We start from the raw sequence: 14,388 nt of genomic DNA on the forward strand, positions 1-14,388 counted from the left end.
CGTCGACCGCGGTCCGCCGGTGCGGGCCGTGGCCGAAGTGAGCAGTCGGGAGAGGGGCAGCCGTGAGCGTGGTCAGGCACGAGGCCGGGGTCGACGACGAGGCCGATGCCGAGGCCATGCGGTGGCTGGCCGAGTCCGACGGGCGCGGCAGCCAGGTGGGGCGTACGCCGCCGCAGGACCTCGACGCCGAGCGGTCGGTGCTCGGCGCGATGATGCTGAGCAAGGACGCGATCGCCGACTGCATCGAGACGCTGCGGGGCGCAGACTTCTACCGCCCCGCCCACGAGGCGATCTTCGACGCCGTCGTCGACCTCTACGGGGGCAACGAGCCCGCCGACCCGATCACGGTCGCGGCCACCTTGACCCGCAAGGGCGAGCTGGCGCGGGTGGGCGGCGCGCCGTACCTGCACACCTTGACCGCGGCGGTGCCCATGGCCGCGTACGCCGCGCACTACGCCGAGATCGTCCGCGAGAAGGCGATCCTGCGGCGGCTGGTCGAGGCGGGGACGCGGATCGTGCAGATGGGCTACGCCGGCGAGGGCCAGGTCGACGACGTCGTCGACACCGCCCAGGCCGAGGTCTACCAGGTCACCGAGAAGCGGGCGAGCGAGGACTACGCCCGGCTCTCGGAGATCATGGAGGGCGCCCTGGAGGAGATCGAGACGATCTCCAACCGCAACGGGGAGATGGTCGGGGTGCCCACCGGCTTCGCCGACCTCGACGACCTGACCAACGGTCTCCACCCGGGCCAGATGATCGTCATCGCCGCCCGTCCCGCGATGGGCAAGTCGACCCTCGGCCTCGACTTCTGCCGCGCGGCCTCGATCCACCACAACCGCACCTCGGCGATCTTCAGCCTGGAGATGACGCGCAACGAGATCATGATGCGTCTGCTCTCGGCCGAGGCCCGCATCCCGCTCAACCACCTGCGCAACGGCAACATGACCGACGACGACTGGGCGCGCCTGGCGCGCAAGATGGGCGAGGTCAACGACGCCCCGATGTTCATCGACGACTCCCCGAACCTGACCATGATGGAGATCCGGGCCAAGGCCCGCCGGCTCAAGCAGAAGCACGACCTGCAGCTCGTCGTCATCGACTACCTGCAGCTGATGAGCTCCGGCAAGAAGGTCGAGTCGCGGCAGCTGGAGGTCTCGGAGTTCTCCCGGCAGATCAAGCTGCTCGCCAAGGAGCTCGAGATCCCCGTCATCGCCCTGAGCCAGCTCAACCGTGGCCCCGAGCAGCGCTCCGACAAGCGCCCCATGGTCTCCGACCTGCGCGAGTCCGGCTCGATCGAGCAGGACGCCGACATGGTCATCCTGCTGCACCGCGAGGACGCGTACGACAAGGAGTCCAGCCGCCTCGGCGAGGCCGACCTCATCGTGGCGAAGCACCGCAACGGCCCGACCCGCGACGTGACCGTCAGCTTCCAGGGCCACTACTCCCGCTTCGTCGACATGGCCCACGGCTGAGGCGCGACATCTAGATGTCAGTGGAACGACGCCAGATGTCAGCGGACGGCGACACCGAAATGTCAGTGGAACGACAGATCGTGTCAGTGCCTGTTGTGGAGCAACGACATGAGACGTCAGCGCTGTCATCGTCTGTCGTTCATCCACAGGGTGTCCGAGGAGCCAGGGACACGGCGTCACGAAGCCAGTGCTGGCAGGTCACCAAGTCGAGGACTCATTGATGAGCGAAGCCGGTTATCACCGTGGACGTCACTTCACTGAATGGGTTGAAGAGGTGAAGACTTTGAGGCGGTCAGGACGAAACGAGGACGCCCTGCTCCTTCTAACGCACCTCATGGACGCCACCGAAGCAGAGGCCGCGCACCAAGGAAAGCAGTGGGGTGTCGCTCCCTCGTACTACGAGCAGGCCGCCATCATCTACCGCAAGAACGGCGACCTGGACGCTGAAGTGGCAGTTCTCGAACGCTTCGCTGCCCAACCGCACGCTCCTGGATCTAAGCCTCCGCAACTTTCTCAACGCCTGAGCAGGGCGAAGGCGCTTCGAAGCCGCTGAACGCATCCGATACGAGTAAACCGGTGGCGCTCGGCCGGAGTGACAGCAAGCCGAGACCAGCGAGGAGTAGGCGATGGCACCTCAGTCCGTACCTCAACTGCTGCTGTTCCTCACGTTCGTGGTGCCCGGCTTCGTCTATCAGTCGGTCCGAATCTCTGTTCGCGGGCGACTGCCGCTTGACGTTGAACTCTCCGCCCGCATCGTCAGAGCGGTCGTCGCGTCCGCCATATTCGGTCTGGTCTACGTCGCCATCCTGGGGCGGCATCTCGTCGACGCCGTTGAGGGGCGCGGGTTCGTCCTGGCGCATCCGCGTCTGGCTGCCCTTCTCGCGCTCGCCGGAGGGATCGTGATCCCCTCTGTCGTGGCTCTCGTGCGTCTACCGGAGTGGGATTGGGTGACCCGACTGCGCGAATGGGCGCAAGAGCGACTGCCGGAATTCGTCACCTACGACGTCACACCGACGGCATGGGACAAGACATTCCAGTCCTCAGGTGAATGCTTCATCCGGGTATTGAACCGCGAGGGCAGATGGGCGGGCGGTTACTACGGCGCCAACTCGTACGCCACCTCCTTCCCGGAGCCCCAGCAACTGTTCCTCGAACGTGCCTACGTGGTGTCTGAGGACGGGACATTCGAAGGAGAGGTTCCAGGCTCAGCCGGAGTACTGCTCGACTGCTCGGACCTACAGTTGCTGCAAGTCCTCCGACCCGACGAGGACGGCGCAGCCGAACAGGTAGGTGAGAAGGGATGACGAAGTGGCTCCCCCCCGCTGGCGGCGGCTACTCCGGTGGGTCTACGTCGGCTGCCAAGGCCCCGAAGTCTTCGTCCAAGAAGGGAAGGTCGGCCGCGACTGGGGGGTCCAAGGTGTCCAAATCGAACCGGTCAGCGAAGACTGGCCGGTACGTCAAGAACCCTCCTAAAGGATCAGCAGGAGTTAGCCGTGCCAAATGAAAAGACCCCAAAGGGGCAGGAGCCCACCAAGCCGGGTCGGAAGTCAACTCCGTTCTCCGATTCGACGAAGAAGGGCGGTCAACGCGGTTGGAAACCCCCCGCCGGTGCCCGCCCCCCGGAGTCGGTGAAGCCGCCGTCCGGATCTGCGGGCACCTCATCTTCTGACGATGACTGAGTGCGGGCCCTCTTGAAATCCAGGGCGCTGTCTCTGGGACCGCAGAACTGTCGGTGGTCCGCTGCACCCTTGAATCGGATGAGGGGCCAGCAGAGCCCCTCCGACACCAGGGAGGGCCCCATGGCCAGCAGCAAATCCAGCAGCGGCGGCGGCAAGCGCGGGCGGAGCGCCGTGTCCGGTCGGTTCGTGAAGCAGTCCACGGTCAAGCGCAGCCCAAAGACCACGGTCAACGAGTCGGTGAAGAAGCCGAAGAAGTAGCCAGTCGTTGACGACCGCCAGTCCGTGGTGGCCGTGGCTCTCAGAGCATCGGTCAGCCATAACGGGCCAGGTCGGGTGCGGGCGATGCCAGACATGACCTCGCATCCGACCGGCCGCGAGTTCCTCAAGAAGGCACTCGAAGTCGCCAAGACTGCTGTGGTCGCCGAGAAAATGGAAGCCGACGGCACCCTCGACGACAACGGCGGTCATCTGCTCAACCCGCACGTCGGCGCGCTCACCCAGATCGTCAACGAGTACAAGCCCGACGGCACCCCCGTCATCGTCGACGACGTCGTCCGAGACATCGACACCATCGTCCGCCAGGTCCGCTACACCGGCTGGAACGACACCCAGGAAGGCGACCGCACCGTCCGCAAGGAACTGCGTCTCGTTCTCAACAAGTACAGACTTCCGCCCACCGGTCCGCTGTTCGACAACGCCTACGCCTATATCAGCGAGAACTACTGATCGCTCCTGCAGGTGGCTTCACCTGCATGTGGCGTCACGAGGGCGTCGGCCCCAGCGGTCTGACCCCGGCGCGGGACTGCTGATGGGCCTCCGCGCGATCCAAGGCTTCTGAGTAGCCGTCCGCGTCACGACGGAGGCGAGAGAGAAAGTCCTGCACGGCGAGATCAATCGTCTCCTGATAAGACGTCGTTCCGACGAACGCGGCTGCGACCTGCAGTTCGAATCGGGTCCGTGGCGTGACCCGGTACCCGATGGGTTCACCCCGGTTCGGGTTCGGCTTCGGGCCGCGTTGCCCGCGTGCCTGCTGGGACATGTCAGTGGTCACCCTTACTGTGAAACTAAGTAACAGTGTCGCGCGTTGAACAGGAGGCGGCAATGACAGTCACGATTCCAGCCGGTTCACTCATGGAGTCCGCGTTGCTCGGTGCTCACCACGCCGACGCCCTAACCGACCACGACGTGCTCACGTCGGCGGCGGCCGCGCTTCTCGACGCGGTGGCAAGTGCGGGCGACGTGGCCGTCCGGCCCGTCGGCAGACAAGGGGCACTCATCGTGGGTGCCGCATCCGTCATGAGTAAGGGCGCGCTTCAACATGCAGCCCCTGGAACGATGCAGCAACGCCACACCAAGGTCATGGTCGTCGATGCCGTTGCTGTCGGTCATGGCGTCGTCGAGCGAGCCGTTCGCGAAGTCCGACTGGCGGGGGCCGACTGGGTCGCAGCCTGGGTATGGCGGGCATCGCCACGTCTCAACCAGGAAGCCATTGAAGCCGACCACGTGGACGTCAACGGCCTACTTGACTGACCGTGCCGCCAACGCCGCAGAGGCGGCGACCTTCCACTTTGCAGCCGCGATCTTCTTCGCTTGCTCTTCTGCGTCCGCCAGGCCGTTCCCGCACGCCGTCCCGACCTGTGGCCCACTGAACACACGCACATCGCTGCAGTACTGACGGGCGATGTAGATCGCCGCGCCTTCTGCACGCAATCGCAGCACCGTCGGCCCGGTCAGCCCACCGCGGGCGCCATCATCGCCCTGTCGGACCACAATTCGCTCGATTGCGCTCAGGGCGCTGAGCCTGCCATCGAGACCGTCAGAGATGGCGATGATCTTTTCGGCTACGTCGTCTGTATCCGGCGCGAGATAATCGAACGTAGCGACGTTCGTCCCGTCGAGAACTACTCCACGTAGCCGCGGCTTCCCCTGTTCGATCCGAACCGCGATCCCGACATATGCCATGACAGGCACCCTAAGATGTACCCGATGTTACAGTCGCGCTTTCCGACAGTCTCATCAGCGGTGCGCTTCCACGACCGCTACGACCTCATCGCCTACAAAGGTGGCGGTGCCTTCGGGGAGGTCTGGCTCGCCACCGACACGAATACCGGTCGCGAGATTGCGCTCAAACTTCTCGACCCGGCCTACACCACGCCCGACGACGCGTGGCGGGAGGCAACAACCTTGACCGGCCTGCGCAGCAAGTACATCGCCCAGGTTCACGGTGCCGCACTTGACGAGTTCGGTATCCCGTACATCGACATGCAGTACCTCCCCAGAGGCAGCGTGGCCAAGGCCCTCCCGACACTGGGGACAGCCGAAGCAACAGCAGTCAGGTGGGGGCTGCGCACGGCCCGGGGTCTCCACCTGTGCCACGAGAGCGGCGTCCTCCACCGAGACGTGAAGCCAGACAACCTCCTGCTCTCTGCAACCGGAGACGTACTACTAGGTGACTTCGGGGTCGCCGCCAAGATGGCGACCGATGGCACGGCCGATCCCCACGGCGACTGCGACATCCGAGCACCAGAAACGTTCACCACCCGTTGCTCAGTGCAATCAGACGTGTACTCGCTCGGCGTCACCCTCTACGCCATGATCACCGGGCAACTACCTCACACCCTCGCGGGGAACGGGCACGACATAAGCGCCCTGGAGCACGCCGTGTCACAAGGGGTCCCCGACCCCAGAGATGAGGCCCCGCACATCACCCTCGGCCTTGCACGGGTGATCTCCACAGCCACTGCAGTCAACCCTGCCGACCGCTTTGCCACCGCGAACGATCTCGACAGCGCGCTCTCCAAACTGGCGACACCCAGCCGTGTCATCACGCGAGTGTCTCCGTGCGCGACGAGCGGCCGCTGCTGGGACGCCGTGCATCCCGCAGCAGCCAAGGGCAAGTCCATCCACGTCTGTGCCTCACCCGCTGCCGCGGCTCACCGCACTCGGATCGAGACGCGGTACCGGGGAGGGAACCGCATCACCGCCCACTGCGACGAGGTCACCAACTCGAAAGCCACAACCCGATTGAAGGCCGTTTTCCGTGCCCTCCTTTGACTTGCCGTCGCCGTAGCGGACGTACCGGGGGAGCGGCCGTCCTGACCGCGACCGCGACTGTTTCAACGGATAAGTCGGGCGGAAGTCGTCGGGCGAGCCTGTGGACAGACGACATCCGCTGTCAGTGCTGACAGGCGGCGTCGCGCCTACTGACATCTCCGTGTCGTCTAACAACGGCTGAGCGGCGCCTCACCACCGGCGCAGCGCAGTGGCGTGGCTCACCCGTGCCTGGGTAAGCGCCACCCTGAGTGTGCGAACCGGACCGTGACGAGGGAGCGTTGAGTTGAGCAGCGACGAGAACACCGAGGACCCGCAGGCGGTCGACGACCTCGACGAGGCCGAGGCGGCCGAGGACCCGATCGTCAGCGGCTCCTCCGAGGCCTCCTTCGAGGAGTCCATGAAGCAGGCGCAGGAGGCGCACGACAAGGCGCGCGAGGAGATGGACTCCGTCGACCTCGGCGACCACCAGGAGGTGGCCGCCGGCGAGGTCGACGTGCCGAAGGAGGACGTGGGCAAGCCGGGCGACCCCGGCACGTTCCTGACCGAGATCGAGCCGGCAGGCGACGACACGGGAGACGCCGACCCGGGTCAGCCCGGCGGCGACATCCCCGAGGACCCCGCCGAGGCGACCAACGCGCAGAACGAGCAGCTCCGTCAGGAGCGGCTGGACCCCGCGAACCGCGCGGACGGCGCCGAGGTCAACAACGCCGACAAGGACTACAACCCCGAGATCGCACGCTTCTCGGAGTCACCGGAGCCCGAGGAGGAGCTCGGCCCCTTCGAGTGAGGCGGGCTCAGCCGGCGACGAGGTCGGCGTACGCGGCGTGCCGCTCGATCCATCCCGCCACGAAGGGGCAGACAGGCTGCACCACGAGGCCCTGACGGCGCACGTCGTCCAACGCCTCGCGCGCCAGGGCCGACCCGACGCCGTGACCTTCGGCCGCGTCGTCGACCTCGGTGTGCGGCATGACGACCACACCCGGGCCGGTGTCCGCGGGGTTGGACTCACCGCGATCGTCGGGCCGTTCGGCGACGAGGTGCCCGACCTCCCGCCCGTCGAGGTGGGCGACGTACGCCTGCCTCGACGCGTCGTACCCGACACTGACCTGCTGGCTCTCACTCATGCGTCTGCGTCCTCGTCCTCGTCGACGTCCTCGGGGGCGTTGTGCGCCTCGAGCTCACGGATCCAACGTCGCACGAGCACCGCGTGTTCCGTCCGCACGGCGGGCTCGATCGACGTCAGCAGGTCGTGCAGGGAGCGCTGTACCCGGGGGCTGCTCCCGCCGTACCGGGAGATCTCGTCCACGGCCAGCGCGAGCATGCGCTCGAAGGTCCAGGGGCGGTACACCACCCGGGGGTGACCGTCGTCGTCGACGAGCACGGGAGCCGGGTCGGCGAGCGAGCCCGCGGCGCGCAGCACCGTCTCGGCGAAGTCCACCACCTGCACGGCGGTCGTCGGGTCGTTGACGCCGGGCGAGAGAGCGCGCTCGGCGATGTCGACGAGCTGGCGCAGCCCGAACATGGGGTCGTTGGTGAGCAGACGGTCGTCCTCGAGCCGCACGGCGTCGCGCAGGCCGGCGAGGTCGGTGCCGTCGAGGTCGGCCCCATCGCCTCCTCCGTCACCGGGCAGGTGCCAGACCCGGCCGAGCCGGGCGCCCGGTGCGACGTGCTGCCCGATCGCCAGCTCCAGCTCGACGACGACGCCGTGCGTGGCGGCCAGCCGCGCGAGGTCGTCAGCCCGGATCGCCACGACGTAGCCCTGCCGGTCGCCGTTGAGCAGCTCGTCGGCGCGCGCACCACCGGGTGCCGACCAGGCCGTTCGCGGCGGGGCGTCGGCGGACTCCTCGAACCGGAGCACGACGTCGCGGGTGGCGCGGGTGAGGTCGGTGATGACCTGGGAGACCTGGACCGACCGCATGATGTAGGCGATGAACGCGATGAAGAGCGCCACGCTCACCAGCACGAACACCATCGCCACCGTCACCGACACCTGCGGCACGAAGGTGACGTCGTTGCCGTCGTTGGCGCTCTGCACCGTGCGCAGCACCGTGAGGCCGTAGACGAAGGTGCCGGTGAACACGCCCAGCGTCACCTGCACCACGCGGGCCTCGAGGAACTGCCGGAGGATCCTCGGCGTGAACTGGCTGCTGGCCTGCTGCAGCACCACCATCGTGATCGAGAAGACCAGGCCGGTCAGCGAGATCATCCCGCCGATGATCGAGGAGAGCACCGTGCGGGCCGAGTCGGCGCCACCGGAGAACACGTACGGCAGGTCCCCGGTGTCGAGGTAGGGGAGTGTGAGCCCCAGGGCCGCGCTCGCGACGATCAGCGCGGCGGGCAGCGCCCAGAACGGACGCCACAGCTGGTTCCACCACGACGTGCCGCGGTGGTGCAGACCCGGGGTCGTGGTGGGGCGTACGCCGGCGCTCACGAGTCGCGGACGAGGCCGGCGACCGCGTCCAGACCCTCGGCACGGTGCGTCGGAGGGGTGAACGCCGAGGGCCAGGCGCGGGGGTCTCGCGTGATCCAGGCTGTGTCGAGCCCGGCGTGCGCGGCGCCGTGCAGGTCCCAGGGGTGGACCGCGACCATCAGCGCGTCGGCCGGCGACACGTCGCAGGTGCGCAGCGCGTGGGCGTAGGCCCGCGGGTGCGGCTTCCACACCCCGACGTCGTCGACGCTGAGGACGTGGTCGACGAGGTCGCGGACGCCGGCACGTGCGAGCAGCCCCTCGGCCACGTCGGTCGACCCGTTGCTGAGCGTCACCACGGTGGTGCCCGCGTCGGAGAATGCGCGCAGACCAGGAGCGACGTCGGGGTGCAGGTCGAGCGCGGAGAAGCCGGCCAGCACGTGGTCGACGGCGTCCTCGTCGAGGTCGGGGGCGAGGTCGTGCAGCACGTCGCGGCCGAGGTCGGCGAAGCGCGAGGACGTCCCCAGCGTGGACAGCGAGAAGCCGTCGCGGAGCACCTGGGCGAACCAGGTCGCGACCAGCGTCTCGGCCAGACCGGCGTCCGCGAAGCGGTGCCGCATCGGACCGAGGTCGCTGAGGGTCTCGTTCACGTCGAGCACGACGAGTCGGGGTGGGGCCATGGGACCACCGTCCCCCGCGGTGGACCCGCGTACGCCGGACGACCCCTCAGGCGAGCACAGCGACGAGCGCCGCTGCTGCGCCGAGGACCGCGAACCCGCACCGCACCCTGTCCTGGACCACCAGCCGCCGTACGAGCACCTGGTCGTGCCCTTCACCCAGTCGACCGTGAACCCTCGCCGGGCCCAGGGCCGTCGTCAGCGCCGCACCCCCGGCGGCGGCGACCGCGACGAGCGCAGCGACTCGGGCGAACCCGTCGGATCCGTCGGCGATCAGGCCGACCTGGGTCAGCAGCACGGCGGCACAGACCAGGGCGAGCGGCACGTACACCAGCCCGACGACCGGCGCGATGCGCCGCGAGTGGCGGGCATGGGCGGACGACCACTGCGCGGCAGGCACGTCCGCCAGCGCGGGGTAGACGACCAACGTCACCGTCAGCTGGAAGCCCGCGTGGAGGACGGAGGCCGCCAGCAGCAGGTCGAGGAGCACTCCCACACCCACTAGGCTGACCCGGAGCAAGGGCCGCAAACGGTTGTCCCACCCCTCCGCGCGGCTCTTCAGCATGCTGCTGAGCAGAGCCGTCGGAGGATCCGCATGTTGACCGTCAAGCAGGCCGCCCAGCGCGCCGGCATCTCGCCGACCACGCTGCGCGCCTGGGAGCGGCGGTACGACGTGCTCGAGCCCGGGCGTACGCCTGCCGGCTACCGCATCTACGACGAGGCCGCGCTCGATCGGCTGCGCACGATGGCGGCTCTGGTGCACGCCGGGTGGTCCCCCTCGAAGGCGGCCGACCACATCCGCGAGCAGGAGGGTGCCGTCGACCGGCGCACCACCCCTCGCCGGCGCCCCGACGGCTCCGTGCCCGACCCGGCCTACCTGCAGCTCGCCGAGGTCGCCGAGGCACTGGACAGCCAGGAGATGGAGCGGCTTCTCGACACGATGTTCGCCCGTGAGGATCTCGAGGAGATGCTCGTGGACTGGCTGATCCCCTCCATGGCCGAGGTCGGTCTCGCCTGGGCCGAGCAGGAGATCAGCGTCGCCGGCGAGCACGTGGTGTCCTCCGCCGTGCTCGGACGTCTCTCGACGCGGTTGCAGCAGACCCGCTCCGATGCGGACGCCCCCCGGGTCATGGTCGGTCTCCCCGAGGGTGCCCGCCACGAGCTGGGCGCGATGACGCTCGCGCTGCTGCTGCAGCGTCGCGGCCTGCAGGTGCAGTACCTCGCCTCCGACCTGCCCGCCGAGGAGTGGGTGCGGGGAGCCTCCGGCGGGGGTGCCGCGGCGGCCGTGGTGGTCGTCCCGCTGGCCGAGGACGCCGGCAAGGCCACCCAGGCGCTCCACGCCCTGCACGTGCACGGGCCGAGGCTGCGGCTCTACGTCGGGGGACCCGGCGCGGAGGCCGTCGAGTTCACCCGGGCGCACGTGCTCGGTGCCGACCTGCGCGAGAGCGCCGACCTGATCACCCGACAGCTCAGGGCGCAGCGCAATTGAACGTCGTCCGGTAAGGTCCCCGCATGACGATCCCGGCTGCCGCTCCGTTCCTGCCCGACCACGTGTCCGTCGTCGTCGTCGGCGCCGGACTGTCCGGCATCGGCGCCGGCTACCGGCTGCAGACCGAGTGCCCCGACCGCGACTACCTGATCCTGGAGTCGCGCGAGGCCATGGGCGGCACCTGGGACCTGTTCCGCTACCCCGGCATCCGCTCGGACTCCGACATGTACACGCTCGGGTACCCGTTCAAGCCGTGGACGGACCGGCAGTCCATCGCCGACGGCGGCAGCATCCTCGACTACATCCAGGAGACCGCCGCCGAGTTCGGCATCGACGAGAAGATCCGGTACGGCGTGCAGGTCACGGGCGCGGACTACTCGACCGCCGACGCGCGATGGACCCTGAGCCTGCGTACGCCCACGGGTGAGCGCACCATCACCTGCGACTTCGTCTACTCCTGCGCGGGCTACTACGACTACGAGCAGCCCCACGACCCCGAGCTGGTCGGGCTCGACGACTTCGGCGGGCAGGTCGTGCACCCGCAGTTCTGGCCCGAGGACCTCGACGTCGCGGGCAAGAAGGTCGTCGTCATCGGGTCCGGCGCCACCGCCGTCACGCTCGTCCCCAGCCTCGCCGCGCTCGGCACCGAGCACGTCACGATGCTGCAGCGCACCCCGTCGTGGATCGCCGCGGTGCCGGCCCAGGACAAGCTGGCCAACACCCTGATGTCCAAGCTCCCCGAGAAGCTGGCCTACCGCATCGTGCGCAGCAAGAACATCGCGTTCTCGATCGGCTTCTACCAGTTCTGCCAGACCCGGCCCGCAGCCGCCCGCAAGCTGCTGCACGCCCAGCTGCGCAAGATCCTCGGCGACCAGAAGATGATCGACGAGCACTTCACCCCGCCGTACGACCCCTGGGACCAGCGCCTGTGCGCCGTGCCGAGCGCCGACCTGTTCAAGGCGCTGAAGAAGGGCAGCGCCTCGATCGTCACCGACCACATCGACACCTTCACCGAGACCGGAGTCGACCTCGTCTCGGGCGAGAGCATCGAGGCCGACATCGTGGTGACCGCGACCGGGCTGAAGCTGAAGATGTTCGGCGGCATGGCCCCGAGCGTCGACGGCGAGGAGGTCGACCTCTCCGAGCAGTTCATCTGGAACGGCGCCATGATCACGGGCGTCCCGAACTTCGCCGTCTGCATCGGCTACACCAACGCCTCCTGGACACTGCGCGCCGACCTGACCTCGCGCCTGGTGGCCAAGGTCCTGAACTTCATGTCCGACCGCGACTACGCGGCCGTGGTGCCCGAGACCGACGGCGACATGGAGGAGCGGCCCCTGCTGGAGCTCTCCTCGGGATACGTGCAACGCTCCATCGGGGCGTTCCCGAAGCAGGGGGACTCCGGCCCCTGGCAGGTGCGCCAGAACTACATCCTCGACGCCGCCACCACGATGCGCACCGACCTCACCGAGCACCTCGCGGCGACGCCGCGGTCGACCGGGCGTCAGCCCCAGGCGCGTCAGGCGAGCTGACGCGCCGGGCGACGGCGAAGTCACCCGCCCGGAGCAGCAGGTCGTACGCGGTGCCGGCGTGCTTCTCCTCGGCGAACGCCACGGGATCGACCGGCCCGGACCAGCCGCCGTACACCTGGTCCACGACCACGTAGTCGGGATCAAGCCCGGCCGGGGCGGTGCCCACCCACCAGGTCCGGTGGTCGGCGACCAACCGGGTGATGAGGCCGATGTCGCTCTCCACGACGCTGCCGCGGGGCAGCGTCGCCTGCACGGTCCGGGCGTCGGCCGTGCGCGCCGTGGTGGCGTACGAGCCGGGGTCGAGGAGGGTCGCGTACGGACCGCCCCAGGCCAGCCCGAGGGTGGCGCCGACCGCGGCCAGGGGGGCGACGCGCGCCGCTGCGGCCGCCGGACCACGGGGGCGCCCGCGCCCACGCAGCCGCTCGAGCGCGTCGACGGCGGCGACGGCGAGCACGGGGGCGAGCACCAGCGAGTAGTGCCAGTCCGTGCCCCAGTAGGTCGCGTTGTCACCGGCGAAGCGCCAGGCCAGCGTCGGGAGCAGCAGCAGCGCCCAGGGCGAGAGCAGCGCGAGGAACGCGACGGACCCCAGTGTCACCAGCAGCGTCGTCAGCTTGGTGCCCCACCCCGCCGTGAGCCCGTCGAGGCCGACGGCGCCCGAGGTCGTCGAGGCCGAACCCTCGAAGCCGGCGAGGTAGTCGTAGCCGCCCTGCCCGAGCGCCGGCACGACCACGAGCACGGTCAGCGCGGCGGCGACCAGGCCGCCGACCAGCAGCGCGGTGCCCGCGCGGGGGTGGCGCCGACGACGGTCCAGCAGCAGCACCAGACCCACGGCCGCGACCGTGGCTCCCAGGTCCTCCTTGACGAGCAGCAACGGCAGCGACCAGCCGATCACGGCGCGGATGTCGTCGCGCAGCCAGGCCGCACCGGCCAGGGCGAGCAGCGGGACCGCGAGCGTGACCTCGTGGAAGTCCACGGCCACCGCGGCGGCGATCGCGAACGAGCCCGCGTACGCGACGCTCATCGCCAGCCCCGGGACTGCACCGAGCCGCTGCACCGCGGCCCGCCCGATCACGACCATGGAGAACGCCAGCAGGACGGCCTGCGCGAGCAGCAGCACGCGGCCGTCCGGCCACGCCCACCACAACGGCGTCAGCACCGCGACCGCGGGGGAGAAGTGGTCGCCGAGCAGGGCGAAGCCCGGCCCCTTGATGGTCGCCGTCGGCAGCTCACCGGAGGCGTAGGAGATCAGGGCCTGGCTGAAGATCGCGTTGTCCCACGAGGGGGTGAGCACCTGCCGCCACCGCAGCAGCGGGACGGCCGCGTACGCCGTGCCGGCCACGGCCGCGAGCAACCCGAGGAGCGCGTACGCCCACCGCCGGGCGGCACCGCTCACGGTCGTCGGGGGCCGCTCAGCCGCGGCGGTCGTGCACGACGTGCGCCACACCGGCGGCGCAGGCGGTGACGGTCAGCACCGAGGGCCACGCCCCCAGCTTCCTGGCCAGCGGGTGCGACAGGCCGAAGCCGGCGACGTAGGTCGTCAGCAGACCGGTGGCCACCACGCCACCGTGCGTCCGGTGCCACTCACGCCAGGCGACCCCGCCGGCGACGGCGAGCACGGCGCCGCCTGCCGGGCGTACGCCGGAGTAGCGCGCGACGCTGTAGCCGCCGAGCAGCCCGGCGGCGACGACGGGTGCGGTCGGGACTCCGGCCGCTCGGGCTGCAGAGGCACTCATGCGGCGAGCGTACGCACCCGCGGCACGGGGCACACGGGACCCATGGCGAGCGACAACACCCCCGACCACGGCCCGAGCGTCAAGGACGACGAGTTCTACGAGGAGCTCCGTGAGGAGGGCAAGAGCAAGTCGACGGCTGCGGCGATCGCGAACGCGGCGGCGGACGAGTCCCGCGAGGAGGTGGGCCGCCGCGGCGGCAAGCAGCCGGCGTACGAGGAGTGGAGCAAGGACGAGCTCTACGAGCGCGCCCAGGAGCTCGACGTCGACGGCCGCTCCGACATGAGCAAGGACGAGCTCATCGAGGCGCTCCGGGACCAGTGAACGCGGCGACGGCGGCGCCCGAGG

General features: G+C 69.3%; 18 protein-coding genes. 11 read left to right on the top strand and 7 right to left on the bottom strand.

What is annotated here, in order from left to right; translation table 11 throughout:
- The first annotated feature begins 116 nt into the window (after nt 1-116).
- The 6 genes from dnaB to KLP28_06985 all read left to right on the top strand — a co-directional run bounded on the left by dnaB (nt 117) and on the right by KLP28_06985 (nt 4,681).
- Nucleotides 117-1,472 (top strand): replicative DNA helicase, encoded by a 1,356-nt coding sequence (gene dnaB, locus KLP28_06960; GenBank protein QWC86861.1) that lies wholly within the window; start codon nt 117-119, stop codon nt 1,470-1,472.
- Between the two features lie 220 nt (nt 1,473-1,692).
- The gene (locus tag KLP28_06965) at nt 1,693-2,025 is read left to right on the top strand and encodes a hypothetical protein (protein ID QWC86415.1); all 333 of its coding nucleotides are present in this window, start codon (nt 1,693-1,695) and stop codon (nt 2,023-2,025) included.
- Nucleotides 2,026-2,098: 73 nt separating this feature from the next.
- Complete coding sequence (locus KLP28_06970) at nt 2,099-2,776, top strand: hypothetical protein (protein ID QWC86416.1); 678 nt, start codon at nt 2,099-2,101, stop codon at nt 2,774-2,776.
- A 495-nt stretch (nt 2,777-3,271) separates the two neighbouring features.
- A complete protein-coding gene (locus KLP28_06975; GenBank protein QWC86417.1) occupies nt 3,272-3,409 on the top strand; it encodes a hypothetical protein in 138 nt (45 codons plus the stop codon).
- An 84-nt stretch (nt 3,410-3,493) separates the two neighbouring features.
- Nucleotides 3,494-3,877: a hypothetical protein gene (locus tag KLP28_06980; GenBank protein ID QWC86418.1), complete on the top strand. Its 384-nt coding sequence runs from the start codon at nt 3,494-3,496 to the stop codon at nt 3,875-3,877.
- A gap of 375 nt (nt 3,878-4,252) precedes the next feature.
- Nucleotides 4,253-4,681 (top strand): hypothetical protein, encoded by a 429-nt coding sequence (locus tag KLP28_06985; protein ID QWC86419.1) that lies wholly within the window; start codon nt 4,253-4,255, stop codon nt 4,679-4,681.
- Here KLP28_06985 and KLP28_06990 read toward each other — a convergent pair.
- Nucleotides 4,670-5,113, bottom strand: a complete 444-nt coding sequence (locus KLP28_06990; GenBank protein ID QWC86420.1) for a hypothetical protein — start codon at nt 5,111-5,113, stop codon at nt 4,670-4,672. The two genes, KLP28_06985 and KLP28_06990, sit on opposite strands and share 12 nt — an antisense overlap.
- Before the next feature lie 60 nt (nt 5,114-5,173).
- On the opposite strand from KLP28_06990, the gene KLP28_06995 reads away from it, so the two are divergent.
- Nucleotides 5,174-6,205 carry a serine/threonine protein kinase gene (locus KLP28_06995; protein QWC86421.1) on the top strand — a complete coding sequence of 344 codons (1,032 nt, stop codon included), beginning with the start codon at nt 5,174-5,176 and terminating at the stop codon, nt 6,203-6,205.
- Nucleotides 6,206-6,488: 283 nt separating this feature from the next.
- The gene (locus KLP28_07000) at nt 6,489-6,992 is read left to right on the top strand and encodes a hypothetical protein (protein QWC86422.1); all 504 of its coding nucleotides are present in this window, start codon (nt 6,489-6,491) and stop codon (nt 6,990-6,992) included.
- Nucleotides 6,993-6,999: 7 nt separating this feature from the next.
- Here the strand turns inward: KLP28_07000 and KLP28_07005 are convergent, their stop codons facing one another.
- Genes KLP28_07005 through KLP28_07020 form a run of 4 tightly spaced genes read right to left on the bottom strand, consistent with a single transcriptional unit; the run spans nt 7,000 to nt 9,785 of the window.
- On the bottom strand, nt 7,000-7,329 hold the full coding sequence (locus tag KLP28_07005) for an N-acetyltransferase (protein ID QWC86423.1): 330 nt from the start codon (nt 7,327-7,329) through the stop codon (nt 7,000-7,002).
- Nucleotides 7,326-8,636, bottom strand: coding sequence for a DUF2254 domain-containing protein (locus KLP28_07010; protein QWC86424.1), 1,311 nt, complete (start codon nt 8,634-8,636; stop codon nt 7,326-7,328). The genes KLP28_07005 and KLP28_07010 overlap by 4 nt, the downstream gene beginning before the upstream one ends.
- Nucleotides 8,633-9,292, bottom strand: a complete 660-nt coding sequence (locus KLP28_07015) for a haloacid dehalogenase type II (GenBank protein ID QWC86425.1) — start codon at nt 9,290-9,292, stop codon at nt 8,633-8,635. Before KLP28_07015 ends, KLP28_07010 begins: the two co-directional genes overlap by 4 nt.
- Before the next feature lie 46 nt (nt 9,293-9,338).
- A complete protein-coding gene (locus KLP28_07020) occupies nt 9,339-9,785 on the bottom strand; it encodes a hypothetical protein (protein QWC86426.1) in 447 nt (148 codons plus the stop codon).
- 99 nt (nt 9,786-9,884) lie between these two features.
- Here KLP28_07020 and KLP28_07025 point away from each other — a divergent pair, with 99 nt between their 5' ends.
- Together KLP28_07025 and KLP28_07030 are read left to right on the top strand one after the other, a co-directional pair.
- Nucleotides 9,885-10,778: a MerR family transcriptional regulator gene (locus KLP28_07025; protein ID QWC86427.1), complete on the top strand. Its 894-nt coding sequence runs from the start codon at nt 9,885-9,887 to the stop codon at nt 10,776-10,778.
- Nucleotides 10,779-10,801: 23 nt separating this feature from the next.
- Entirely contained in the window at nt 10,802-12,310 is a 1,509-nt protein-coding gene (locus KLP28_07030; GenBank protein QWC86428.1) for an NAD(P)/FAD-dependent oxidoreductase, read from the top strand.
- Here KLP28_07030 and KLP28_07035 read toward each other — a convergent pair.
- On the bottom strand, nt 12,243-13,703 hold the full coding sequence (locus KLP28_07035; GenBank protein ID QWC86429.1) for a DUF2079 domain-containing protein: 1,461 nt from the start codon (nt 13,701-13,703) through the stop codon (nt 12,243-12,245). The two genes, KLP28_07030 and KLP28_07035, sit on opposite strands and share 68 nt — an antisense overlap.
- Nucleotides 13,704-13,719: 16 nt before the next feature.
- On the bottom strand, nt 13,720-14,043 hold the full coding sequence (locus tag KLP28_07040) for a hypothetical protein (protein ID QWC86430.1): 324 nt from the start codon (nt 14,041-14,043) through the stop codon (nt 13,720-13,722).
- Nucleotides 14,044-14,085: 42 nt separating this feature from the next.
- Here KLP28_07040 and KLP28_07045 point away from each other — a divergent pair, with 42 nt between their 5' ends.
- Nucleotides 14,086-14,364 carry a Rho termination factor gene (locus KLP28_07045; GenBank protein QWC86431.1) on the top strand — a complete coding sequence of 93 codons (279 nt, stop codon included), beginning with the start codon at nt 14,086-14,088 and terminating at the stop codon, nt 14,362-14,364.
- Nucleotides 14,365-14,388 lie beyond the last annotated feature (24 nt).

Source organism: Nocardioidaceae bacterium (genome assembly GCA_018672315.1).
Lineage (GTDB): Bacteria > Actinomycetota > Actinomycetes > Propionibacteriales > Nocardioidaceae > TYQ2.